A 22227-nucleotide genomic window follows, 5' to 3' on the forward strand; every position below is an offset into this window, starting at 1 on the left:
GCCGCCGGCCAGTCATCGGCCGGCGGCCCGCGCAGGCGGACGCGGGCCGACCGGCAGCCGCCGGGGCGGACGACGCCGGCCGGCGCCCGGACGCGCCGCGGGCCGGCTCAGGCGGGCAGTCTCGTGTCCACGACGAAGCTGATCTCGACGACCTGGCCGGGAAAGGCCAGTTCGGTGACGCCGAGAACCGTGCTGGCCGGGCGGTGGCCGCCGAAGTACGCCAGGTTGCCCTCCGCCGTCGCCGCGGCGTTCTGCCGCAGGTCCACCAGGTACAGAACCTGCGAGACGACCTGGTTCCGGGTGACTCCGTAGTGGTCCAGGACCTTGTCCAGGTTGGCGTAGGTCTGCCGGAGCTGGGCGGCGAAGTCGTCCGCGTGGAGGAACGCGCCCGCCTCGTCGAGCGAGACCTGTCCGGAGACGTGGATCAGCTCGCCGGACCTGATCGCCTGCGAGTAGCCGAAGTCGTTCTCGGCCGGCACATCGTGGTTGAAGACATCGATGACGGTCATGGTGCACGCCTTCCCGATCAGCTCTCTTGTGGTTACTCAGGAACCGTAGGAGAGTGAGGCCTGAACTGGAAGAACGCACTTTTCGGTGACTGAGGAACCTGATGGTGACCAAGCACATGCTCGAAGGCCTGCCCGAGGACGCCGACCTGCGGCGCGCGGACTCCCTGGCGCGGGAGATCTTCTCGGACGTCGCCAACAAGTGGGCGCTCCTGATCATCGAGGCGCTCGGCGAGCGCACCCTGCGCTTCAGCGCACTGCGGAACGAGGTCGAGGGCATCAGCCACAAGATGCTCACCCAGAACCTGCGCATGCTGGAGCGCAACGGCCTGGTCGACCGGAAGGTGCACCCCACCGTGCCGCCGCGGGTCGAGTACACCCTCACCGAGCCCGGCCGGGCCCTGCGCGCCACGGTCGACGCCATCTGCGGCTGGACCCACCGGTACCTCGGTCACATCGAGGGCGCGCGCCGTGACTTCGACGCCTGACGGGCGCACAGCGCCACACTCCCGTTGCGCGCTTCGCCGTTGCCCGACGTGAGCGAAGCCGCCCGTCAGACCTCGACGACCAGTTCCTCCAGGCCGCGGATCACATAGCCCGGCTTCCAGCGCGGTTCGGAGACCAGGCGCAGCCCCGGCGCCCGCTCCAGCAGGGCGCCGAAGGACGCGGCGAGTTCGATGCGGGCCAGCGGGGCGCCCAGGCAGTAGTGGATACCGGCGCCGAAGGTCAGATGCGGGTTGTCGGAGCGGGTGAGATCCAGGCAGTCCGGGTCGGGGAACCGCTCCGGATCCCGGTTGGCGGAGCCGAACAGCAGCGCCACCTCCGCGCCCCGCGAAAGGGTCCTGCCCGCGATCTCGATGTCGTCCAGCACCCAGCGCTCGAACATCTGCAACGGGGTGTCGTACCGCATCAGTTCCTCGACCGCGGTGGGCAGCAGGGCGGGGTCGGCGCGCAGCGCGGCCAGCTGGTCCGGGTTGCGGAAGAGCGCCAGCCAGCCGTTGGCCGTGGTGTTGACGGTGGCCTCGTGGCCGGCGTTCAGCAGCAGTACACAGGTCGAGATCATCTCCTGCTCGCTGAGCCGGTCGTCCGCGTCGTGGGCCGCGATCAGGGCGCTGATCAGGTCGTCACCGGGGGCGGCACGACGCTCGGCGATCAGGTCGCGCAGATAGGCCGAGAACTCCACCGAGGCCCGGACGGCCCGGCGCGCCGCCTCCTCCGTCGGGTTGAGCTCGAACATCCCGACGATATCGGCCGACCAGGGTCGCAGCAGCCCGCGGTCCGCGCGCGGAATGCCCAGCATCTCCGCGATCACCGCGACCGGCAGCGGTTCGGCGACCAGCTCGATCAGGTCGCCGCCGCCCCGTGCGCACAGCTCGTCGGCGAGCTCGGCGGCCATCCGCTCCACCGCCGGGGTCAGCCGCTGCACGGTGCGCGCGGTGAACGCCTTGGAGATCAGCCGGCGGATCCGTGTGTGGTCCGGCGGCTCCAGGTCCAACAGGCCGTTGCCGTTGAGCACATGGAACGGCTCGTGCTCGGGCGGCGGCGGGGTGCGGCCGAACTCCTCGTGGCTGAACCGGTGCAGATACGTGCGGCCCAGCCGGCGGTCGCGGAGCAGCGCGCTGACATCGGCGTGCCGGGGGATCAGCCACTGCCCGGTCGGCTCGTACCAGTGCACCCGGCCCGTCTCCCGCAGCCCCGCGTAGGCGGGATACGGGTCCGCGACGAAGGCGGGCGACCACGGGTCGAAGACGGCTGCGGCTGCATTCATGGGCAGACCGTACCCAGGAGTACGGCTGCCCGCCCCTGATCGCCCGGGCCCGGTGCGGGGCGGACCCGGACGGCCCGTACCCATGGCATCCCCGGGCCCCCGGCGCCCCCGTACCGGCGGGCCGCACCGGCGTCCCGCCCGCCCCGCGGCTATCCGCCCGGCGTCACCAGCCCGATCTCGTACGCGAAGACCGCCGCCTGCGTACGGTCGCGCAGCCCGAGCTTCACCAGGATGCGGCTCACATGGGTCTTGACGGTGGCCTCGGTGACCACCAGGCGGCCCGCGATCTCCCCGTTGGACAGCCCCTGCGCGATCTGGGCGAGCACCTCGGTCTCGCGCTCGGTCAGCGCCTCGATCCGGTCCATCCGCGGGGCGCGCGGCGCGCCGAGCCGGGTGAACTCGGCCAGCAGCCGCTTGGTGACGGTCGGGGCGAGCAGCGCCTCGCCCGCCGCCACGATCCGTACCGCGTCGGCGAGCTGCCGGGCGGAGGCGTCCTTGAGCAGGAAGCCGGAGGCGCCCGCCCGGAGCGCTTCGTAGACGTACTCGTCCAGGTCGAAGGTGGTGAGGATGAGCACCCGGGCGCCCGCGTCGTCCTGCCGTGCCTCGGCGATCCGGCGGGTGGCCTCCAGGCCGTTCATGCCGGGCATCCGGATGTCCATCAGCACCACGTCGGGGCGGAGGGTCTCCACCTGGCCGACCGCCTCGCGGCCGTCGAGGGCCTCGCCGACCACCTCCATGTCGGGCTGCGCGTTAAGCAGCACGGAGAAACCCTCGCGGACCATCATCTGGTCGTCGGCGATCAGCACCCGGATGGTCATGCGGTGGCCTCCTCGGCCGGCTGGTCGAGCGGGAGGAAGGCCGAGACCTCGAAGCCCCCGTCGGCGGTGGGTCCGGCGGTCAGCTCGCCGCCGAGCATCGCGGCACGCTCGCGCATGCCCATCACCCCGTGGCCCATGCCCGGGGAGGGCTGCACCTTCGCGGTCGGCGGGGTGTTGACGATCCGCAGGCCGAGGCCGGTGAGGACGTAGCTGACCTCCACCCTGACCCGCGAGCCGGGCGCGTGGCGCAGCGCGTTGCTCAGCCCTTCCTGGATGATGCGGAAGGCCGACAGCTCGACGCCCTGGGGCAGGGTCCGCTGCGCTCCGAAGCGCGCGACCTCGACGGTCAGGCCCACGGACCGGACGCCGTCGACGAGTTCGTCGAGCCGGGAGAGGTCGGGCTGCGGCGCGTCGGGCAGCTGCTGGTCGTCGGCGCTCTCGAAGCGCAGGACGCCCAGCACCCGGCGCAGTTCGGCGAGCGCCTCGACCGCGCTGCTGCGAATGGTGCCGAAGCTCTTCGTCAGCTCCTCGGGCGGATCGCTGACCCGGTACGGGGCGGCCTCGGCCTGGATCGCGATCACCGACATGTGGTGGGCGACGACGTCGTGCAGTTCGCGGGCGATCCGCGCGCGCTCCTCCAGCAGCGAGTGCTGGCCGCGGACGTCGGCGACCAGGGTCTCCTGTTCGGCGACCTCGCCGCGGGCCTGCCGCCAGCCGCGCAGGGCGACGGCGGTGGCGAGAAGGACGGCGGAGAAGAAGGCCAGCGGGAGGAACATCACGGTGCGGTAGCCGTCGTTGAGCACCATGTCGACCAGCAGGGCGGCCGCCACCGAGATCAGCCACATCTCCACGGCCACCCGGGGCCGGCTGCGCAGCGCCACCAGGACCATGACGGTGACGAGCGCCATGATGCCGGGGCTGCCCCATTCGCCGGTCACCGGGGACGCGACGGTGGCCGCGAGCGACGCCCAGAAGGCGCCGACCGGCCGGAGCAGGGCCAGCAGCACCGGCAGGGTCTGGGTCAGCACCAGGCAGAAGTCGATGATGTTCCCGGGTGCCGACGTGCTGTAGCGGGTCGACATCTCCGCCATCGTGATGAACAGCGCGAGGAAGGCGACCGTCGCATGGGGGAGCCAGCGGCCACCGATCCGCTCGATCCGCGGCCAGCGGACGAAGCGCTCGGAGCGCAGCGGCGGCAGCGGTCGGAGGGCCCAGGCGTCCTCGATCAGGTCGTGGCGCACCGCCTGCCAGGCGGTCCGGGCTATGCGGGACTCGGTCCACGCGGTTGTCGTCTCATTCACAGGCAGCACGCTACGCAGTACGGGGCCGGGCGTCGTCACCGACAAAGCTGACATCTTCTCGTCCGTCTCAAGGATGACGAGGTATCCACGGAGCGTGAACGCACCGGGGGCGGGTGCGTCCCGGCCCCCGGAGACTCCGCGGAGGACGAGGTCTCCGCGGAGACCGGGGCTTTTGGCGGGGGCTGCCCCCGCGAAGGGCCCCGGTGCCGGCGGGAACAGCTGTGCCGGCTGGAACAGCTCCGGTTCCGGGGACGCGGGGAGGGGTGGCGGCGGTTCCCGGCGCGCGCCGCACATCCGCCGCCCGACGCCCCCTGGACAGCCGCCGCGGCCGTACCCCGACTCCCCGGCAGAGCCGCCGGGGTACGGGGCCGGGGCACCGTCCGCGCTGCTCAGCGGCTGTGTTCGGGGGCGGGGCCGGGGCGGGATCGGTGGCCGGGTCGGGGTCGAGGCGGGAGTGGTGGCCGGGGTCGGGGCCGGGGCCGGGGCCGGGGCCGGGGTCGGACTCGGGGTCGGACTCGGGGCCGGGGTCGAAGTCGGACCCGGAGTCGGGTCGGATTGGTGGCCGGGCTCGGAGCCGGGTCAGTGGCCGGGCTCGGAGCCGGGTTGGTGAGCGGGCTCGCGGCCGGAGTGGCGGCCCGGCTCGGAGTCGCGATCGCGGCCGGGGCCGGGGCCGGGGCAGGAATCGCGGCCGGGCTCGCGGCCGGCGAGCCGCGCGATCTCATCGGCGACGACGGCGACGGCGGGCGCCGCCGGGTCGATGAGCGGGAAGTGGCCCACCCCGTCGAGCAGCACGAGCCGGACCGGCTGTCCGGCCCGCTCGGCCGCCGCCACGAAGGCGCGGGCGACGTCCGGGGGCACATCGGCATCGGTGGCGCCCTGGACGACCGTCGTGCGGACCCCGGTGGGCAGCAGCGCGGCGTTGTCGGCGTACGGCAGCCGCGCCGGCCACTCCTCGGGGCCGCCCAGCAGCTGCACCGCCGCGTCCGAACACACCCCGAGGCGCCGGGCGGTGGTGAAGTCCGCGATGGGGGCCAGGGCGACGACCCCGCGGAACGGCGGCGGTGAGCACCCGCCCGTCCCCGGCGGCCCGGCGCAATGCCACCGGGACCCGACGGGCAGCCGGTGCCGCGCCGCCGCCCACAGCGCGAGGTGCCCGCCCGCGGAGTGCCCGGTGAGCACGGTGCACGCCGGATCGACGCGCGCCCACGCGGGGTCACCCTGCGGTATGCCCCGCACGGCGGACCGCCCTTCGCCGGCCTGCACCCTCCCGATCAGCGCCGGGAGGCGGTCGACGGCCAGCGCGACATCGTCGAAGGTCTCGGGCCAGCGGCCCGCGCGCGGCACCGCGCCCGGCGGGCTCCCGGCTTGGGCCGCGCCGGTGCTCCCGTTCCCGTTCCCCGTCCCGCTCTCCCCCGGCGCCGGAAGGTCGTCCGTCACCGAAATGTCCTCCCCCGGCGCCCCGTCCGTCCGGGAGCCCCGGTCCGTCGGCCCCGGCCCGCGGCGGTACTCCACCGAGGCGACGGCGAAGCCGTACCCGGCGAGCCGGGCGGCCAGCGGCGAGACGTGGTGCCGGTCGTACGGAGCGCGCCAGGCACCGCCGTGCAGCAGGACCACAAGCGGCGCGGGCCCCGTACCGCCCCGCGGGGCGTAGAGGTCGACGACCTGGTCCGGGTGCGGCCCGTACGGCAGGCAGACGTCGGCCGGTACCGGGGCGTGGCCGAACGCGGAGGCCTCCTCGGCCTCCGCGTCCCCTCCCCCGGCAGCTGCCACCGGTCAGGCCCGCCGCTCGGCGAGCACATCACCCAGGATCCGCGCGGCCCGCTCCGCGTCCGCGAAGGAGGTGTAGAGCGGGGTGAAGCCGAAGCGCAGCACGTCCGGACGGCGGAAGTCGCCGACCACCCCACGCCGCGTCAGTTCCCGCATCACCGCACCCGCGTCGGGACAGCGCAGCGCGATCTGGCTGCCGCGCTCCGGGTGCGCGGCCGGCGAGACGGACTCGACCGTGCCCGGCGGCACATGGTGCGCCACGCACTCCAGGAAGAAGTCCGTCAGCGCGAGACTCTTCTCCCGCACGGCCTCGACGGAGACGCCCTCCCAGACGGTCAGCGCCTCCTCCAGCGCCAGCATCGACAGGATGTCCGGCGTGCCGACCCGGCCCCGCACGGAGCCGTCCGCCGGGGTGTAGGCGGACTCCATGCCGAACGGGTCGGCGTGCGAGTTCCACCCCGGCAGCGGGGAGTCGAAACCGGGCTGCAGATCGCGTCGCACATACAGATAGGCGGGCGCGCCCGGACCGCCGTTGAGGTACTTGTACGTGCAGCCGACGGCGAAGTCGGCCCGGTGCGCGTCGAGTTCCACCGGCAGGGCGCCCGCGCTGTGGCACAGGTCCCACACCACCAGCGCCCCGGCCGCGTGCGCCGCGGCTGTGATGCCGGGGAGGTCGTGCAGCCGCCCGCTGCGGTAGTCGACGTGGTTGACCAGCGCCACGGCCGTACGCGGCCCGAACGCGGCGGCCATGTCCCCGGGCGCGACCGCCCGGATGCGGCAGCCGGTCAGCCGGGCGGCGGACTCGGCGACGTACCCGTCGGTGGGGAAGGTGGCGGCGTCGACGAGTACTTCGTCGCGCGGCACCGCTCCCGTGCCCGACTCCCCGGCACCGGCACCGGCACCGGCACCGACTGCGGCCCCGGCCCCGGCACGCGCGGCGCCACCAGCGGCTCCGGCATCGCCTTCGGCTCCGGCATCGCCTTCGGCTCGGGCATCGCCGTCGGCTCCGGCATCACCAGCAGCTCCGGCATCCGCGCCGGCTCCGCTGCCGGCCGCCTGCGCCGCCCGGACCGCGGCCACCACGGCCTTGAACACATTGACGCTGGTCGAGTCTCCGACGACCACCTGGCCCGGCGCCGCCCCGATCAGCGGCGCGATGCGGTCGCCGATCCGTTCGGGCGCGGTCCACCAGCCGCTCTCCTCCCAGGAACGGATCCGCAGTTCGCCCCACTCCCGCTCGATGACCTCGGCCATCCGGCCGGGGACGCTGCGCGGCAGCGCGCCGAGCGAGTTGCCGTCGAGGTAGGTCACCCCGTCGTCGAGGGCGAAGCGGTCGCGCACCGCGGCGAGCGGGTCGTCGCCGTCCCGGCGAGCCGCCCGTGCGGCGAGGTCCCCGGGAGCGGGGGTGTCCGTGGCGCCCGTGGCGCTCGTGGTCTCCGTGGCGTCCGTGGTCTCCGTGGTGCCGCCCATGCCGCTCCGTTCGTCCGTGGCCGCGGCCCGTCCGGGCCCCACGGCCTCCGAGGAATCGTTCCGCTCCCCCAGCACATCGGCATCCCGTCCGCGCGCCGCGCCCGCCGTCCGTGCGGACACCGCGGGCGACCCGGGCCGGCCGTCCGCGCCGGCCCTCGTGTCGGACCCAGCCATCGTTTCGGACCCGGCCGTCGCACCGGACCCAGCCGCCGTATCGGACCCGGCCGTCGCATCGGACATAGCCGTCACGTCAGACATAGCTGCCGCGTCAGACATGGCCGTCGGTTCAGACATGGCTGCGCGCCGTCCACAGCTCGGGGAAGACGTTCTTGGCCGCGCGCTTCTCCAGCCAGGCCACGCCGGCCGAACCACCGGTACCGGTCTTGGCGCCCATCGCCCGCCGGGTCGCGACCAGGTGGTCGTTGCGCCACCGCCACACCAGCTCGGCGACCTCGGTCAGCGCCTCGCCGAGCCGGACCAGCTCGCTGTCCTGCGGACCGGAGTAGACGTCCTGCCAGGCCCGCTCGACCGCCGGATCGGGCTCGTAGCGCAGGGACGGGTCCCGCTCCAGCACGGACGCCGGTACGGCATGGCCGCGGCGGGCGAGCAGCCGCACCACCTCGTCGTAGAGGCTGGGTTCCTGAAGGGCCTTGGCCAGCTCGTCGTGGACGCGCGGCGCGCCCCGGTGCGGGACGAGCATCGACGCCGACTTCTCGCCGAGCAGGAACTCCAGCCGCCGGTACATCGCGGACTGGAAGCCGGAGCCCTCGCCGAGCGCGCTGCGGTAGGAGTTGAACTGCGCCGGGGTGAGGTGGGCCAGCGGCTTCCACGAGGCGTTGAGCGACTCCAGCTCGTACGTGGACCGCTTCAGGGCGGCCAGGGCGACGGGCAGGTCGTCCTGGCGGAGCGCCTCCGCGGCGGTCCGCCACTCATGGACGATCACGGTGAACCACAGCTCCATGACCTGGGTGGTGACCAGGAAGACCATCTCGCCGGGGTCGTCGGAGAGCGGGTGCTGGAGGTGGGTGAGGACGTCCGCCTGGACGTAGTCCTCGTACGGCGTGGTGCCCGCGAAGTCGAGATTCGGGGTGTCGGGGCCGGCCTCCGGACCGGCTTCCGACGCAGGGGGCAGGTGTGACATCGCTGTCTCCTCGTGCGTACTGCCGGGTAGCGGTCCGCCCCTTCCTCTCGGCATCGGAGCCCCGGTCCCCTCTTAGGGCCGAGTTCGCCATGACGGCGAATCCGGCCCTCAGCGCATCATCGGTGCTGGACAGCCACTACGGCAAGAACTCTCCCGCCGATGGCCGCACCGGCGGCCGCGACCCGCCACCCCCGGAACCGACCGTTCCGCGGTGCCGGGCACGGGCCCCGGCGCCGCCCGCGTCCCATGTATCCCCCGAAACGCACGTGACGCATGCGTCGTCGTACGGCGCATGCGTCACTCGGCGAAGAGTGAGCCGCGTCCCCGGCGGGGGACACGGCTCGGAAGAGGGGTTCCTCAGGTGAGGATGTCGGCGGCGGTCGGGGACGAGTCGCGCAGGAAGGCCGTGCAGCGCTCGTACTCCTCCTCCTCACCGATGGCCTGGGCGGCGCGGGCCAGCGCGTGCAGGGCGCGGAGGAAACCGCGGTTCGGCTCGTGCTCGAACGGCACCGGCCCGTGGCCCTTCCAGCCGGCCCGGCGCAGCGAGTCGAGCCCGCGGTGGTACCCGGTGCGGGCGTAGGCGTAGGACTCGACGGTCCGGCCGCCCTCGAAGGCGTCGTCGGCGAGCTGGGCCCAGGCGAGGGAGGAAGCGGGGTACTTCGCCGCGACCTCGGCCGGGGCCGCGCCGGAGGCCAGCAGCTCGCGCGGCTCGGGGTCGTCGGGCAGATGGGTCGGGGGCGGGCCCCCGAGAAGGTTCTCGTGTGTGGACATGGTCCCCAGTCTGCCTGCCGCGGGCCCGGAAGGGGTGATCAGGACCGGCCCGATACGGAAGTACCGGGATCCAGCGGCGGTGCGGTCACCGCGCAGTACGTACGGCACTCGGCCCGGCAGCGCGGCGGCGCCTCGGCCTCCCCAGCCGCCTCCTCCGCACCGGCCGCCCCTTCCGCACCGCCCGGCGCCTTCGCGGGGGCGGGGCCGGAGGGCGCCAGCACGTCGGACCGTACGGTGAGCACGGCGATCAGCGCGCCCAGCAGCAGGATGCCCGCGCACATCGGCATGGCCCGGCGGAAGGTGTCCGCGAACTCCGCCGGTTCCCGGTAGGCCTCCGGTCCCATTCCGGCGAGCAGCGGGAGGGCGGCCACCGCGAGCAGCCCGGCGGCCCGCGCCACCGCGTTGTTGACGCCGCTGGCCAGGCCCGCGTGCTCGACCTCGACGGAGGCGAGCACGGTCGCGGTGAGCGGCGCCACCAGCAGCACCATGCCCGAGCCCATGACCAGCAGGGCGGGCAGCACGTCCGCCCAGTACGAGGCCCCGGCGTCCACCCGGAGCATCAGCAGCAGCCCGGCGCCGCAGAGCAGCGGACCCACGGTGAGCGGGATGCGGGGGCCGATCCGCTGGCCCAGTTCGCCCGAGCGGGCGGACAGCAGCAGCATCATTCCGGTGGTGGGCAGCAGGGCCGTCCCCGCGGCCAGCGCGGAGTAGCCGAGCACCACCTGGAGTTGGAGCACGGAGAGGAAGAAGAAGCCGCCGAAGGCCGCGTACACACAGAAGGTCACGGCGTTGACGGCGGTGAACTGCCGGTAGGCGAAGATCCGCGGCGGCAGCATCGGGTTCCGGCGGCGCCGTTCCAGGTGGACGAAGGCGGCCCCGAGCAGCACCCCGCCGACGCCCGCGATCACCACCGCCGGGGAGGCGCCCTGCTCGGGGGCCTCGATCAGGGCGTAGGTGGCCGCGCCGAGGGAGACGGCGCCGAGCGCGGCACCGGCGACGTCGAAGCGCCCGTGCGCCCGCGGGTCGCGGGTCTCGGGCACGTGCCGCACCGCCACGGTGACGCAGACGGCGGCCAGCGGGACGTTGATCAGGAACACCCAGCGCCAGCCGGGCCCGTCGACCAGCCAGCCGCCCAGGAACGGCCCGACCGCCGCCGCCACCCCGCCCAGCCCGGACCAGGCGCCCACCGCGCGGGCCCGTTCCGCCGGGTGGAAGGTGGCCTGGATGAGCGCCAGCGAGCCGGGGGTGAGCAGCGCGCCGCCGATGCCCTGGAGGGCCCGGGCCGCGATCAGGACCGGCGCGTTGGGGGCCATGCCACAGGCCAGCGAGGCGAGGGCGAACCACACCACGCCGATCACGAAGACCCGGCGCCGTCCGAACCGGTCGCCCAGCGCCCCGCCCAGCAGGATCAGGGAGGCGAGGGTGAGCGTGTAGGCGTTGACGGTCCACTGCAGCACGGCCAGGTCGGCGTCGAGATCGGCGCCGATCCGGGGCAGGGCCACATTGACGACGGTGCCGTCGAGCAGGGCCATGCCCGATCCGAGCACGGTGGTGAGCAGGACCCAGCGGCCCGGCCCCTGCGACAGCCGGATCGTGCCGGGGGCGCTGCCGACGGGCGGCGGAGGCGTCCCGTCCGACGGCGTCCGCCCGGTGGCCTGCCGCCCCGAGAAATCGCTCATACCGGGATCATCCTCGCGCGACCTGCCGGTGGCCAGTCCGGCGGCACCGCGCCCGGCCACCGCAACCCGGCGTCAGGGAAGCCCGGCACACCGCACACGACCGCTGGACGACGCCCCTCGTCCGGGAACGCGTCCGGGAACGCGTCCGGGCCGGGCCCCTCCCTGAGGGGCCCGGCCCGGTTCCGCACGGGTGGCCGTGTCCGCGTCCGGCCCCGCAGGCCCGGCCGGAGCGGTCACGCCCGGCGCGCTACTTCAGCTTGGTGCCGGTGGAGCGCAGGTTGGCGCACGCCTGGGTGACCCGCTCGGCCATGCCCTTCTCGGCGGACTTGCCCCAGCTGCGCGGGTCGTAGGTCTTCTTGTTGCCGACCTCGCCGTCGATCTTCAGCACCCCGTCGTAGTTGCGGAACATGTGGTCCGCGACCGGGCGGGTGAAGGCGTACTGGGTGTCGGTGTCGAGGTTCATCTTCACGACGCCGTTCTCCAGCGCGGTGCGGATCTCGTCCTCCGTGGAGCCGGAGCCGCCGTGGAAGACGAAGTCGAACGGGTTCTCCTTGCCGTACTTGGCGGCGATGCCGTCCTGGAGCTCGCGCAGCAGGTCGGGGCGGAGCACGACGTTGCCCGGCTTGTAGACGCCGTGCACATTGCCGAACGAGGCGGCCAGCAGGTAGCGGCCCTTCTCGCCCAGACCGAGGGCCTCGGCGGTGCGCTCGACGTCGGAGACGGTGGTGTACAGCTCGTCGTTGATCTCGTGCGTGACGCCGTCCTCCTCGCCACCGGTCGGGGTGATCTCGACCTCGAGGATGATCTTGGCCTTGGCGGCCTCGGCGAGCAGCTCCTGCGCGATGGTCAGGTTCTCGTCGAGCTTCTCGGCGGAACCGTCCCACATGTGGGACTGGAAGAGCGGGTTCTGGCCGGCGGCCACCCGCTCCTGCGAGACGGCGAGCAGCGGCCGGACGTAGCCGTCGAGCTTGTCCTTCGGGCAGTGGTCGGTGTGCAGGGCGATGTTCACCGGGTACTTCTTGGCGACGATGTGCGCGAACTCGGCCAGGGCGACCGCACCGGAGACCATGTCCTTGCTGTACTGACCGCCCAGGAACTCCGCACCACCCGTGGAGATCTGGACGATGCCGTCGCTCTCCGCCTCGGCGAAGCCGCGGAGGGCCGCGTGCAGCGTCTGCGACGAGGTCACGTTGATGGCCGGGTAGGCGAACTTGCCTGCCTTCGCCCGGTCGAGCATCTCGTTGTAGACCTCGGGGGTTGCGATGGGCATCTGTCCGCTCCTTGTGATCTGCGGGTGTGCAGCCGGGGTTCCGGGGGCTGCTCCCCGGGAATTTTCCTTGGCCCTGACCTAGGGGGCGACGTCATCGTCGCCCCCATCTTCCCAGACGAGCCCGATTGGTCCACCCGGCCCAGAATGCGGACACCGAAGAGGGGCGGAGCGTTTCACGTGAAACACTCCGCCCCTCACCGAATGCACAGGTCAGAGCCCCAGATCGGGCAGCTCGTAGGCCGGGACGTACGGAATTCCGGCCTCCCCGATGGCGGGCGCGGCGCCGCGGTCCACGATCGTCGCGACCGCCACGACCTCGGCGCCCGCCTCGCGGGCGGCCTGCACCGCGGTGAGCGGGGAGCCGCCGGTGGTGGAGGTGTCCTCGACCACCAGGACCCGGCGGCCCTTGATGTCCGGGCCCTCGATGCGGCGCTGCATGCCGTGCGTCTTCTGCGCCTTCCGGACCACGAACGCGTCGAGCTTGCGGCCGCGGGCGGCGGCGGCGTGCAGCATCGAGGTGGCGACCGGGTCGGCACCGAGCGTGAGCCCGCCCACCGCGTCGAATTCGAGGTCGGCGGTGGAGTCCAGCATGACCTGCCCCACCAGGGGGGCGGCCTCCGCGTCGAGGGTGATCCGGCGCAGGTCGATGTAGTAATCGGCCTCCAGCCCGGAGGAGAGGGTCACCTTGCCGCGGACCACGGCCTTGTCCTTGATCTGCTGCAGCAGGGCGTCACGCACGTCGGAGGAAGAGCTCATACGGACGAGACTAGCCGGGCCGGCGATCAGAGCCGACGCCACCTCCAGGTGGTGGCCATCTCCAGCGGCTGCACCGGGGTGACCAGGCGCGGCGCGGTGTTGAGGCCGTTCGGCGGCCCGGACTGCGGCTCGACACAGATCGCCTCGGGCTGCTCGTCGTAGATCACGACCCACTCACCGCGGCTGGTGACCGTCAGCTCCAGCTCGTCCGGCCAGGTGAGGGTGACATCCACCCCGTCCGGCATCCCGAAGCAGTCGTCCCAGGGACCGGGCAGCGGATCGATCCGGCGACCCGTCGGCAGATGATTCGTCCCGCGCTCCTCCTGCCAGGCGGGCGCGAAGTCGATCACGGCGTCCGCTCCGCCGGTACCGAGGTTCCGCAGGAACCAGGGGTGCCAGCCCACCTGGGCGGGGAACGAATCGTCGATCGTCTCGACCCCCATGGTCAGCGTCAGCGAGTCCTCGGTGAGCTCGACCAGCTGGGTGACCCGGCCCGGGTACGGCCACGGGTCGGCGAGGTCGTAGGTGAAGACCGCGGACGCCTTCTCGGTGCGGGCGATGCTCCATTGGGCGTCCCGGCCGGTGCCGTGGATGGCGTGCGGCGGGGAGTTCAGCGGCAGCTGGTGCACGGTGCCGCCGTTGCGGAACCGGCCGTTCTCCGTCCGCCCGCAGAACGGCACCATCGGGAACGCCCCGTGGTCGGGGCCCTGCCGCAGCAGCTCCGTGCCGCCGATCCGCAGCGATCCGATCCGGCAGCCGAGCGCCGGCAGCACGGTCAACTCGGCATCGCCCGCGCCGAGTCGCACGCCGCCGTCGGGGGTGTCATGGGTACTCACCCCTCGAACCCTAGCCGCGACCCGATCACCGCGCGCCCGGCGCTACCGCCGGCGGCGCAGGATCCGGCCGACGACCACGGCCGAGGCGACGAGCGCCGCCGCGGCGGGCGCCGCCCAGCGCAAGGTGGCCGTGGTGGAGGTGGCTTCGGGCGCGGGCACGGGGGCGTACCGGCCGCGCGGCGGCGCGTGGTCGACCTCCTCGGCGCTGCGGCCGATCATCGTGCGACGGGCGTGCGCGGCCTCGGCCGGCGGTTCCTCACCGTCCTCGATGACGGCGTCGACCTCGGCGTCGTCCTCGTCGAACGCGGACTCCGACTCCTCATCCCCCTGCCTCTCCGGCGGGGAGGGGATGCCGGGGATGACGCGCTGATTGTCGTCGCCCTCACCCGAGCCGGGCGGCTCCTCCAGCGCCGCGGCGAGTTCGGCGGCGAAACGGTCCAGCAGCCGCCGCCCCGCGGCCCCGGCCGCGGCGTCGTCCGCCTCGGCCAGCCGGCCCTCGCTGTGCACGGTCCCGCTCCAGGCGAGCAACGTCCCGCCGTCCCCGGCGGTCAGCCGTACGGTCAGCGCACAGCGCACGGACCCGCTGCCCCGCGCCTCCGTGCCCTCGCCCTCGACGGCGAGGTCGCCACCGTCCCGAGGGGTGACACGCAGGCTTCCGCGGTAGGTGATGGTCGAGTTGGCGACGCGCAGCCGCAGCCGGCCGACGACCGCGCCCGGCTCCCGCGCCGCGTCGGCGTCCTCCTGGAACCCGGGAATGCACCCGGCGGCCCTCGTCGGATCGACGAGGACCTGCCGCACGGTGCCGGCGGAAAACGGAACGAACACCTCATGCTCCATGAAGACCGAGCCTACCCAGCCATCCCCCTCCAGCACCCGCTCCGCCCCGACATCAACACCTCCACACCCGCCCAATGCCCTCCCAACCAACGGGAAACAGTCGCTCCGCCAGACACGAACACCGACGCGAGGAGGGCCACCTGCGACAGGGACGGGATTGCAGGGACTGGCCACCGAGGAATGCGTAAACACCAGCGGAAGGAGACCAGGAGCGCCGAAGCCACGAGGGAACCGACCGCCAACCCCCGAGAACGAAACCGCACATACAGACCACTGGCGTTAGAAGGCCGAGACCCTGCGGACGGGCCACCGGCGGGAGAGGCCACGGCCCTGAGGGCAGGTCACCGGCGGGAGGGGGCGGGGCCGCAGGGGTGGGGGGTTCCGGAAGCTTCCGTGTATTTGTGGCCCCCAGGGCCAAAAATATACGTTCCGGAACCCCCCACCCCGGAGGCCCCGCCCCCGCACCTCACCACGCACCGCTCCCAACACCGGCCCGAACCCGGGCCCCACCACAACCACCACAACCACCACCATCGCCACACCCGCCACAACCCCCACGCGGCAAGGTCACCCCGGATACCGCGGATGCATCAACGTAGAAGCAGGCAACCCCGCCAGACGCCCCCGCTCCGCCGCCCACCCCGCCCTCCGCAGCGCCGCCGGAGTGAGCGAGTCGAGCCCCGGAGCCCGGCCCGGAAGCCCCAGCCGCACCGGCCCGCCCCCGCGCGACGCCAGCACGAACCCCCAGTCCCGCAGCTCGGTCACCCCGTCGCTGTGCCGGTCCGGCCCCCCGGGGAAGCCCGAGACCCGGCCCCCCACCCGGTAGGGCGCGGTCCGCATCCCGACCGAGCGCAGCGTGGCGTCCACGGTCCAGAACACCCGGGGACGGACGGACAGGGTCCCGGCGTGGACGGCGAGCCGCCCGTCCGGCGCCAGCACGCGCCGCGCAAGGCCGTAGAACTCCTGCGAGTACAGCTTGGTGCTGGCCGTGATGCCCGGGTCCGGCAGATCGGAGATCACCACGTCGTACGGCCGCTGGTGCGGGTCCCGCACGGCCCGCCGCAGCCATTCGAACGCGTCGGCCGGGACGACCCGCACCCGGTGGTCGCCGAACGCGTCCTCGTTGAGCGCGGAGAGCCCCGGGTCGGTACGGGCCACCCGGACGACGCCCGGGTCCAGTTCGACGACGGTCACCGCCCTGACCCCCGGATAGCGCAGCACCTCGCGCAGAGCGAGCCCGTCCCCGCCGCCGAGCACCAGGACCCGGCCGCGCCCTCCGGCCATCGCCGGGTGGACGAGCGCCTCGTGGTACCGGGCCTCGTCGCGGCTGCTGACCTTCAGCCGCCCGTCGAGGAAAAGCGAGAGGGACCGGGGGTGACGCCTGTCCGGACGCCCCACGCCCACCGGCCCCGGCCCCGGCCGGCCGTGCACCACCGCGGAACCCCGCTCCCCGGCACCCGCGGAACCGTCAGCCCCACGGAAACCCCCGCCGGACGCAGCGCCCGACGCACTATCGGCGCCCGAACCGCCCCCGTCCCGACCCCCCGCACCCCCGTACCCGTTCCGCCCGGCGCCCCCCTCATCCCCCGCGCCACCGGCCCCCCCCGCATCGCCCGCACCCCCCGCGTCGCCCGCATCGCCCGCATCGCCCGCATCGCCCGCATCGCCCGCATCGCCCGTGAGAACGATCTCCTGCACCTCCGTCTGCACCGCAACCCGCACATCCGCCCCGTACACCGCCCGCCGCGCCGCCGCCTCGAACGGACCGACCGCGACGGCCGCCGTGGCGAGCAGCCCCAGCACCAGCAGGTTCACACCGAGCAGCAACCACCGCGCCCGCACGGTCAGATCGCGGCGGAACAGCCACAGCACCGTCGCCCCGCCCGCGACGACGTTCACCGCGCCGGTCAGCAGCGCACCGCTCAACTGCCCCAGCGCGGGCAGCAGCAGGAAGGGGAACGCCAGCCCGCCGACGAGCGCCCCGACGTAGTCCGCGGCGAAGAGGTCGGCGACGGCGCAGCCCGCGTCCTGCACCCGGATGCGCTGGATCAGCGTCATCAGCAGGGGCACTTCGGCCCCGATCAGCACGCCGATCGCCAGCGAGAAGGCGACCAGCACGGTGCTGGACTGCCCGAACCAGACGAACGCCCCGTACAGCGCCATCGCCGAGGTGCCGCCGACCAGCGCGAGCGTGGCCTCGACCAGCCCGAAGCCGACCGTCGGCCGGCAGCGCAGCCGCTTGGCCAGCAGCGACCCGATGCCCATCGCGAACACCATGACGGAGAGCACGACGGACGCCTGCGTGACCGAGTCACCGATCAGGTACGAGGCGAGGGCGACGAGTTCGAGCTCGTAGACCAGTCCGCAGGCGGCGCAGGCGAAGACGGCGCCGAGGACGAGGTACCGGCCGAGTCCGGCCGGTACGGGCAGCTGCGCCGGGCCCTGCGGCTGCTGCGGCGGAGCCGCACGCGCAACGCCGGCCATGGGCGGGTCGATCACGCTGGAACGGTACGTCACACCCATCCACCGACATGTCACCCACAAGAGTGCAATGGGTCAGGAAGCGGCGGACGGCCCAACGGCCTGCAGCGTTGCGGGGGTTCGGCTGGTGATCCGGGTCCGGGTCGCGACCAGGCGCCCCTCCTGCGGATAGGCGTGCCAGGTCCGCCACCGCAACTGCCCTTCGTGGAGCTGCGCCATGAGCGCGGTGAAGGCGTGCGGGCTGCCGGGGAAGGTGCCGGCCAGCCCGTGCGGGTGTTCGGCGACCAGGGCCAGCAGCTCCTGGGCGCGCCCGGCGAACGAGCCCCGGGAGAGGGTCTCGACGCGGGCGGCGAACTCGTAGTCCCAGTGTCCGACGCGTTCGGCCACACCGAGCGGGAGCGGTCTGCTGCTGCCGGGCATGCAGGCCACGGTCTCCGAGCAGGTGCCGTGCTCCTCCTCGACGATCACTTGGTGGGAGGCGCCGAGCAGCCGCAACTGCACGGCGGCGGAGCCGAGTCGGAGGTCCCGCACGGCGAGGGCGGGCAGCGGCTCCCTGCCCAGGGCCCAGGCGAGGTCGGCTGCGCGGGTGTCGGTGTAAGCCGTTGTGAGAGAAGTGAGCATGGGTCGGCTCCGCAAGCACGCGAGTGGAATGGTGGGCCGGCCCGCCCCGGAGGGGGGGAAGAAGTCGTCGCCGGCTCGCGCCCACGTGGGGTCGGTCCGAGGAATACGGAATCATGAAATGCGCGGGGCTCACAGCGTTTTTACCCATCTTCTCCGGGTTTCCATCCCCCAGAGGGCCCTACGGTTCAACTGTTCAAAATAAAAGCACCCGACGAACCGCTGGTCCGCCGGGTGCATATGCGTGCAAGCATGAGACAGCCGCACAACCGCTGCTCACGGGCCGCTCTCCGGCACGGGCCCGCCCCGTGTGCCGAGGCCGGGCGCTCTCGTGCCGGGGCGCTCTCGCGCTGGGGCCCTCTCGTGCCGGGCGGGCTCACCGTCGTCGCGACTCCCGTCGCGTCGGCCGCCCGCGGAGCCGGTTCAGCTGCCGCCACCGCCGCCGCAGCCACCACCGCCGCCACCGCCCCCGCCGCACGAGGAACCGCCGCCGCACGAGGAGCCGCCCCCGCAGCCACCGCCGCCTCCACCACACGAGGAACCGCCGCCGCCCGCCCACCAGCTACCGCTGCTGCCGGACGAACCGCCCATGCCCCCGCCGCCGTTGTTCTTCCAGCTTCCCGTCACGGCGGCCATGCCGATGGCCAGGACTGCCAAGGCAATCAACAGGTAGAGAACGGTGTCCATCGCACCTCACGCTCCTCTCGTCCCCCGAAGCGAGATCCCCCGCTCCTTGCGTGCGGGGGCTGATGCCCCCGACTTCTCCGGCCGAAAACAGAGTTGAGGAAGACCAGAGCTTCGCGACGGCAACGACTCCCCCGGTCACGCCCCGTCCGGGCGGGCGCTCACAGCAGCGCGGAGCAGCCCGGCCGGCGCCCGGAACCAGGTCCGGGCCGGCGCCCGGAACCAGGTCCGGGCCGGCGCCCGGAACCAGGTCCGGGCCGGGTGCCCGGAACCAGGTCCGGGCGGGGTCCGCCCGTCCTCACGGCAACCCGTCGCGGCGTCCCCATCGTCACGGCAACACGTCGCGGCCGCCCATCGTCACGGCACCCCGTCGCGCCGGCCGCCCGCGGAATCGGCTCAGCTGCCGCCACCGCCACCGCCACCGCCGCAGCCACCACCGCCGCCGCCACCGCCCCCGCCGCACGAGGAACCGCCGCCGCAGGAGGAACCACCGCCGCAGCCGTGGTGCCCGCCGTGGTGGTGGCCCGAGGACGATCCCCCGTCACCGGCCCACCAGCTGCCGCTGCCGCCGGAGCTCGAACCACCGCGCCGCCTCCGGCTGCCGTTCGAGTTCCCGGACGTGATGATCGCAGCCAGCACCACCACCGCCAGAACGATCACTACCGCGAAAACCGCACTCTCCATCTCGCTCACGCTCCTCTCGTCCCCCGAAGCGAGAACCCCCGCTCCTTGCGTGGAGGGCTGATGCCCCCGGGCTCCGCGCACGAAAACAGAGTTGAGGAAGTCCAGAGCTTCACGACGACAACCACCCCACCGGCCCCGTTCCCGCAGGCCGCGCCCTCGCGCCGTCACCCCAAGACACCACGGCGGGGGACTCGTTCGGCGGAAATCGCGGGTCCGGCAGGCGCCTCACAGGCATGCCCGGCCGACCCCACGGCGCCTGCACCAACGCCAGGCAGTACGGCCGACGATGATGCGGGTGCCGACGCATCGCACGTCGGCACCCGCTCCTCCGGTAAACGGTCAGCTCACCCGTCTTCAGTCGCTCACGTCTTGAGGTGGTTCACCACCTGGGCCGGGGTTCCGTTCTGCGTGCGGAATGCGAGACATGCATTCGGCGGCCCAGGCAGTCGGCCGCGGTATTCCCCTCCGTTGCGGTGGAAATCAGAACACAGTCTGAGTACAGTCGGAGCATGAGTATCGCGCCACTCGGGGCAGAATCGGAGTCGGTCTCCTTCACCGACCTGTCCCGCAACCCGAAGGGCGTGGCGGCACGAGCCGCCACCCTGGGACGGCTCCGCGTCACGCACCGCGATGCGCCGGACATGGTGCTGACGACAGCTGTGCAGGCGGAGCACGCCGAAGAGAACCTGACCACTGCCTCCCGGCTCTTCCTCGCTCTGATGAAGCAGGACGACGGCGCCAAGTCACTCCTGCTCGCGCTTCCCGAGGTGTTCCCCTGGGTGCGGCATCTGGACGCGGAAGAGGTGAGGGCGTTCACGGTCGAGCTTCTGGAAGCACTGTCCGATGCCGCCGAGCTGGGGGCGGGCGAAGCCGTGCATCGCGCGATCGTCTCCTGGCGCGCCACTGCCCGCATCAACACCGATCCCGAGCAGCTCAGGGAGGCTCTAAGCCCTCTCGATGGAGAGAACCTCGGCCAGGTCGAGGTACCTGCATGAGCCCGAAGAAGGGGGACCGGATCAGTGTCCCTCCGCTGAGCGGCTGGAATGTTGTCTTCGGGACGACGCAAGCGGTGACCGGGTGGGAGGAGCTGTGTCGAGCCGCGTTACCGAATGCACATCGCTGCCTGGAGGCACTGCGCACCGCCCCGCAGTCCCGATCCAACTGGAACCGCCAGCACCAGCTCCGGGGAAGGCACGCCACCAAGGAGTGGAAGGGGTCCGAGCTGGAGCAGTGGGAGTACGAGATCACCAGTGGCGGCCGAGTCCGCTATCTGGTCAGCCCGGAGACCTCCACCGTGATCGTTGTGTTCGCCTCGCCACGGCACCCGAAGGACACCGAGTGACCCCAGCTGAGCCGACAGTTTCGGTACCGACCCGCATGCCGGGCGTACCCCCCCGCCCGGCACCCGTCAGCCCACACGCCACTTCAGGCAGGTCACCCCTTCAGGCGGTTCACCGCCTCGTCCAGGACGCCCTTCTGCTTGCAGAAGGCGAACCGGACCTGGGTCCGGCCCGCCTCCGGGTCGTCGTAGAAGACCGCGCTGGGCACCGCGACCACCCCGCAGCGCTCCGGCAGGCCGCGGCAGAAGGCGATGCCGTCCTTCTCGCCGAGGGCGGAGACATCGGTGGTGATGAAGTACGTGCCCTGCGGCCGGTACACCTCGAAGCCGGCGTCCGCGAGCCCGGCGGACAGCAGGTCCCGCTTGCCGCGCAGGTCCTCCCGGAAGTCCGTGAAGTACGCGTCGGGCAGCCGCAGCGCCTCCGCGACGGCGTACTGAAACGGTCCCGCGCTGACGAACGTCAGGTACTGCTTGGCCGTGCGCACGGCGGCGACGAGCGCGGGGGAGCCGGTGACCCAGCCGACCTTCCAGCCGGTGAAGGAGAAGGTCTTGCCGGACGAGGAGATGGACACCGTCCGCTCGCGCATGCCGGGGAGCGAGATCAGCGGGATGTGCTCGCCGTCGAAGACGAGGTGCTCGTAGACCTCGTCGGTCACCACCAGGAGGTCGTGCTCCACGGCCAGTTCCGCGATCGCCGTCCCCTCCTCCCGGGTGAGGACCATGCCGGTGGGGTTGTGCGGCGAGTTCAGGAGCAGCAGCCGGGTCCGGGGCGTGATCGCGTCGCGCAGGGCGTCGAGGTCGGGACGGAAGTCCGGTGCGCGGAGGGTGAGCGGCACCCGCACGGCGCCGGCCATGGCGATGCAGGCGGCGTAGGAGTCGTAGAACGGCTCGAACGCGATCACCTCGTCCCCCGGCTCCAGCAGCGCCAGCAGGGATGCGGCGATGGCCTCGGTGGCACCGGCGGTGACCAGGACCTCCGTGTCGGGGTCGAAGTCCAGGCCGTAGAACCGCCGCTGGTGGGCGGCGACCGCCGTGCGCAGCTCCGGAACGCCCGGGCCCGGCGGGTACTGGTTGCCCCTGCCGTCCCGCAGGGCCCGCACGGCCGCCTCCCGGATCTCCTCCGGACCGTCCGTGTCCGGGAAGCCCTGGCCCAGGTTGATCGCGCCCGTCCGGACCGCCAGCGCCGACATCTCGGCGAAGATCGTCGTCCCGTGCCCGTCCAGCCTGCGGTTCAGCAGCGGCCTGCCGTCCATCTCTCCACCGTCCTCGCGTGGGTGCCCTGCCCCGGTGGCCGGTTCCGCGGTCCGCCGTCCCGTCCCGGGGCACCGGGATTCGGCCCCACGATAGGCGGGCCCCGGGCGGCGGGGCAGACATCCGGGCAGTTCGGGCGGACAGCGGCGAGGTCCGGCCACCGGCGCCCGGCCCCGATCCCGATCCCGGCCCCGATCACAATCACGATCACGATCCCGCCGAGTCGAAGGGCCCGCCGTGGTCGCGGAGC

At 73.1% G+C, this 22227-nt stretch carries 21 protein-coding genes; 3 read left to right on the plus strand and 18 right to left on the minus strand.

The features are described 5' to 3' along the window. Positions 1-107 precede the first annotated feature (107 nt). Positions 108-509 (minus strand): RidA family protein, encoded by a 402-nt coding sequence (locus AC3EQ1_RS26705; protein WP_432096887.1) that lies wholly within the window; start codon positions 507-509, stop codon positions 108-110. Positions 510-610: 101 nt separating this feature from the next. On the opposite strand from AC3EQ1_RS26705, the gene AC3EQ1_RS26710 reads away from it, so the two are divergent. Beyond that, positions 611-994, plus strand: coding sequence for a winged helix-turn-helix transcriptional regulator (locus tag AC3EQ1_RS26710; protein WP_432096888.1), 384 nt, complete (start codon positions 611-613; stop codon positions 992-994). Positions 995-1059: 65 nt separating this feature from the next. Here the strand turns inward: AC3EQ1_RS26710 and AC3EQ1_RS26715 are convergent, their stop codons facing one another. The 16 genes from AC3EQ1_RS26715 to AC3EQ1_RS26790 form a co-directional block, all read right to left on the minus strand. After that, positions 1060-2274, minus strand: a complete 1215-nt coding sequence (locus tag AC3EQ1_RS26715; RefSeq protein WP_432096889.1) for a cytochrome P450 — start codon at positions 2272-2274, stop codon at positions 1060-1062. A gap of 149 nt (positions 2275-2423) precedes the next feature. Then, positions 2424-3092 (minus strand): response regulator, encoded by a 669-nt coding sequence (locus AC3EQ1_RS26720; RefSeq protein WP_432096890.1) that lies wholly within the window; start codon positions 3090-3092, stop codon positions 2424-2426. Further along, positions 3089-4393: a sensor histidine kinase gene (locus AC3EQ1_RS26725; protein WP_432096891.1), complete on the minus strand. Its 1305-nt coding sequence runs from the start codon at positions 4391-4393 to the stop codon at positions 3089-3091. Before AC3EQ1_RS26725 ends, AC3EQ1_RS26720 begins: the two co-directional genes overlap by 4 nt. Before the next feature lie 579 nt (positions 4394-4972). After that, positions 4973-6163, minus strand: coding sequence for an alpha/beta hydrolase (locus AC3EQ1_RS26730; RefSeq protein ID WP_432096892.1), 1191 nt, complete (start codon positions 6161-6163; stop codon positions 4973-4975). A 3-nt stretch (positions 6164-6166) separates the two neighbouring features. Continuing rightward, complete coding sequence (locus tag AC3EQ1_RS26735; RefSeq protein WP_432096893.1) at positions 6167-7630, minus strand: kynureninase; 1464 nt, start codon at positions 7628-7630, stop codon at positions 6167-6169. A gap of 286 nt (positions 7631-7916) precedes the next feature. Then, on the minus strand, positions 7917-8771 hold the full coding sequence (locus AC3EQ1_RS26740) for a tryptophan 2,3-dioxygenase family protein (RefSeq protein WP_432096894.1): 855 nt from the start codon (positions 8769-8771) through the stop codon (positions 7917-7919). Between the two features lie 357 nt (positions 8772-9128). Beyond that, the gene (locus tag AC3EQ1_RS26745; RefSeq protein WP_432096895.1) at positions 9129-9542 is read right to left on the minus strand and encodes a DUF3151 domain-containing protein; all 414 of its coding nucleotides are present in this window, start codon (positions 9540-9542) and stop codon (positions 9129-9131) included. Positions 9543-9580: 38 nt separating this feature from the next. Next, entirely contained in the window at positions 9581-11221 is a 1641-nt protein-coding gene (locus AC3EQ1_RS26750) for an MFS transporter (protein WP_432096896.1), read from the minus strand. 247 nt (positions 11222-11468) lie between these two features. Continuing rightward, positions 11469-12509, minus strand: coding sequence for a class II fructose-bisphosphate aldolase (gene fbaA, locus AC3EQ1_RS26755; RefSeq protein ID WP_388854510.1), 1041 nt, complete (start codon positions 12507-12509; stop codon positions 11469-11471). Between the two features lie 192 nt (positions 12510-12701). Then, positions 12702-13247 carry an orotate phosphoribosyltransferase gene (gene pyrE, locus AC3EQ1_RS26760; RefSeq protein ID WP_432096897.1) on the minus strand — a complete coding sequence of 182 codons (546 nt, stop codon included), beginning with the start codon at positions 13245-13247 and terminating at the stop codon, positions 12702-12704. Between the two features lie 26 nt (positions 13248-13273). Then, complete coding sequence (locus AC3EQ1_RS26765) at positions 13274-14083, minus strand: aldose epimerase family protein (RefSeq protein ID WP_432096898.1); 810 nt, start codon at positions 14081-14083, stop codon at positions 13274-13276. Positions 14084-14125: 42 nt separating this feature from the next. Further along, complete coding sequence (locus tag AC3EQ1_RS26770; RefSeq protein ID WP_432096899.1) at positions 14126-14920, minus strand: SRPBCC family protein; 795 nt, start codon at positions 14918-14920, stop codon at positions 14126-14128. 567 nt (positions 14921-15487) lie between these two features. After that, positions 15488-17404 carry a spermidine synthase gene (locus AC3EQ1_RS26775; RefSeq protein ID WP_432096913.1) on the minus strand — a complete coding sequence of 639 codons (1917 nt, stop codon included), beginning with the start codon at positions 17402-17404 and terminating at the stop codon, positions 15488-15490. A gap of 72 nt (positions 17405-17476) precedes the next feature. Beyond that, entirely contained in the window at positions 17477-18022 is a 546-nt protein-coding gene (locus AC3EQ1_RS26780; protein ID WP_432096900.1) for a DUF2617 family protein, read from the minus strand. A gap of 420 nt (positions 18023-18442) precedes the next feature. Then, on the minus strand, positions 18443-18706 hold the full coding sequence (locus AC3EQ1_RS26785) for a hypothetical protein (RefSeq protein ID WP_432096901.1): 264 nt from the start codon (positions 18704-18706) through the stop codon (positions 18443-18445). 393 nt (positions 18707-19099) lie between these two features. Beyond that, entirely contained in the window at positions 19100-19387 is a 288-nt protein-coding gene (locus tag AC3EQ1_RS26790; protein ID WP_432096902.1) for a hypothetical protein, read from the minus strand. Between the two features lie 509 nt (positions 19388-19896). On the opposite strand from AC3EQ1_RS26790, the gene AC3EQ1_RS26795 reads away from it, so the two are divergent. Both AC3EQ1_RS26795 and AC3EQ1_RS26800 read left to right on the plus strand, forming a co-directional pair. After that, a complete protein-coding gene (locus AC3EQ1_RS26795; RefSeq protein WP_432096903.1) occupies positions 19897-20382 on the plus strand; it encodes a prevent-host-death family protein in 486 nt (161 codons plus the stop codon). Then, positions 20379-20729 carry a hypothetical protein gene (locus AC3EQ1_RS26800; RefSeq protein WP_432096904.1) on the plus strand — a complete coding sequence of 117 codons (351 nt, stop codon included), beginning with the start codon at positions 20379-20381 and terminating at the stop codon, positions 20727-20729. The genes AC3EQ1_RS26795 and AC3EQ1_RS26800 overlap by 4 nt, the downstream gene beginning before the upstream one ends. Before the next feature lie 92 nt (positions 20730-20821). On the opposite strand, the gene AC3EQ1_RS26805 is transcribed toward AC3EQ1_RS26800, so the two are convergent. Beyond that, a complete protein-coding gene (locus AC3EQ1_RS26805; RefSeq protein WP_432096905.1) occupies positions 20822-21979 on the minus strand; it encodes a pyridoxal phosphate-dependent aminotransferase in 1158 nt (385 codons plus the stop codon). Positions 21980-22227 lie beyond the last annotated feature (248 nt).

The sequence above is a fragment of the Streptomyces sp. bgisy100 genome (assembly GCF_057709105.1).

Coding starts and splice junctions, on each gene's coding strand:
- AC3EQ1_RS26805 (WP_432096905.1), bottom strand. CDS start 21,979: ATGGACGGCAGGCCGCTGCTGAACCGCAGGCTGGACGGGCACGGGACG.
- AC3EQ1_RS26715 (WP_432096889.1), bottom strand. CDS start 2,274: ATGAATGCAGCCGCAGCCGTCTTCGACCCGTGGTCGCCCGCCTTCGTC.
- AC3EQ1_RS26780 (WP_432096900.1), bottom strand. CDS start 18,022: ATGCTCACTTCTCTCACAACGGCTTACACCGACACCCGCGCAGCCGAC.
- AC3EQ1_RS26745 (WP_432096895.1), bottom strand. CDS start 9,542: ATGTCCACACACGAGAACCTTCTCGGGGGCCCGCCCCCGACCCATCTG.
- AC3EQ1_RS26775 (WP_432096913.1), bottom strand. CDS start 17,404: ATGGCCGGCGTTGCGCGTGCGGCTCCGCCGCAGCAGCCGCAGGGCCCG.
- AC3EQ1_RS26710 (WP_432096888.1), top strand. CDS start 611: ATGGTGACCAAGCACATGCTCGAAGGCCTGCCCGAGGACGCCGACCTG.
- AC3EQ1_RS26735 (WP_432096893.1), bottom strand. CDS start 7,630: ATGGGCGGCACCACGGAGACCACGGACGCCACGGAGACCACGAGCGCC.
- AC3EQ1_RS26705 (WP_432096887.1), bottom strand. CDS start 509: ATGACCGTCATCGATGTCTTCAACCACGATGTGCCGGCCGAGAACGAC.
- AC3EQ1_RS26770 (WP_432096899.1), bottom strand. CDS start 14,920: ATGGAGCATGAGGTGTTCGTTCCGTTTTCCGCCGGCACCGTGCGGCAG.
- AC3EQ1_RS26740 (WP_432096894.1), bottom strand. CDS start 8,771: ATGTCACACCTGCCCCCTGCGTCGGAAGCCGGTCCGGAGGCCGGCCCC.
- AC3EQ1_RS26720 (WP_432096890.1), bottom strand. CDS start 3,092: ATGACCATCCGGGTGCTGATCGCCGACGACCAGATGATGGTCCGCGAG.
- AC3EQ1_RS26795 (WP_432096903.1), top strand. CDS start 19,897: ATGAGTATCGCGCCACTCGGGGCAGAATCGGAGTCGGTCTCCTTCACC.
- AC3EQ1_RS26790 (WP_432096902.1), bottom strand. CDS start 19,387: ATGGAGAGTGCGGTTTTCGCGGTAGTGATCGTTCTGGCGGTGGTGGTG.
- pyrE (WP_432096897.1), bottom strand. CDS start 13,247: ATGAGCTCTTCCTCCGACGTGCGTGACGCCCTGCTGCAGCAGATCAAG.
- AC3EQ1_RS26750 (WP_432096896.1), bottom strand. CDS start 11,221: ATGAGCGATTTCTCGGGGCGGCAGGCCACCGGGCGGACGCCGTCGGAC.
- AC3EQ1_RS26800 (WP_432096904.1), top strand. CDS start 20,379: ATGAGCCCGAAGAAGGGGGACCGGATCAGTGTCCCTCCGCTGAGCGGC.
- AC3EQ1_RS26785 (WP_432096901.1), bottom strand. CDS start 18,706: ATGGACACCGTTCTCTACCTGTTGATTGCCTTGGCAGTCCTGGCCATC.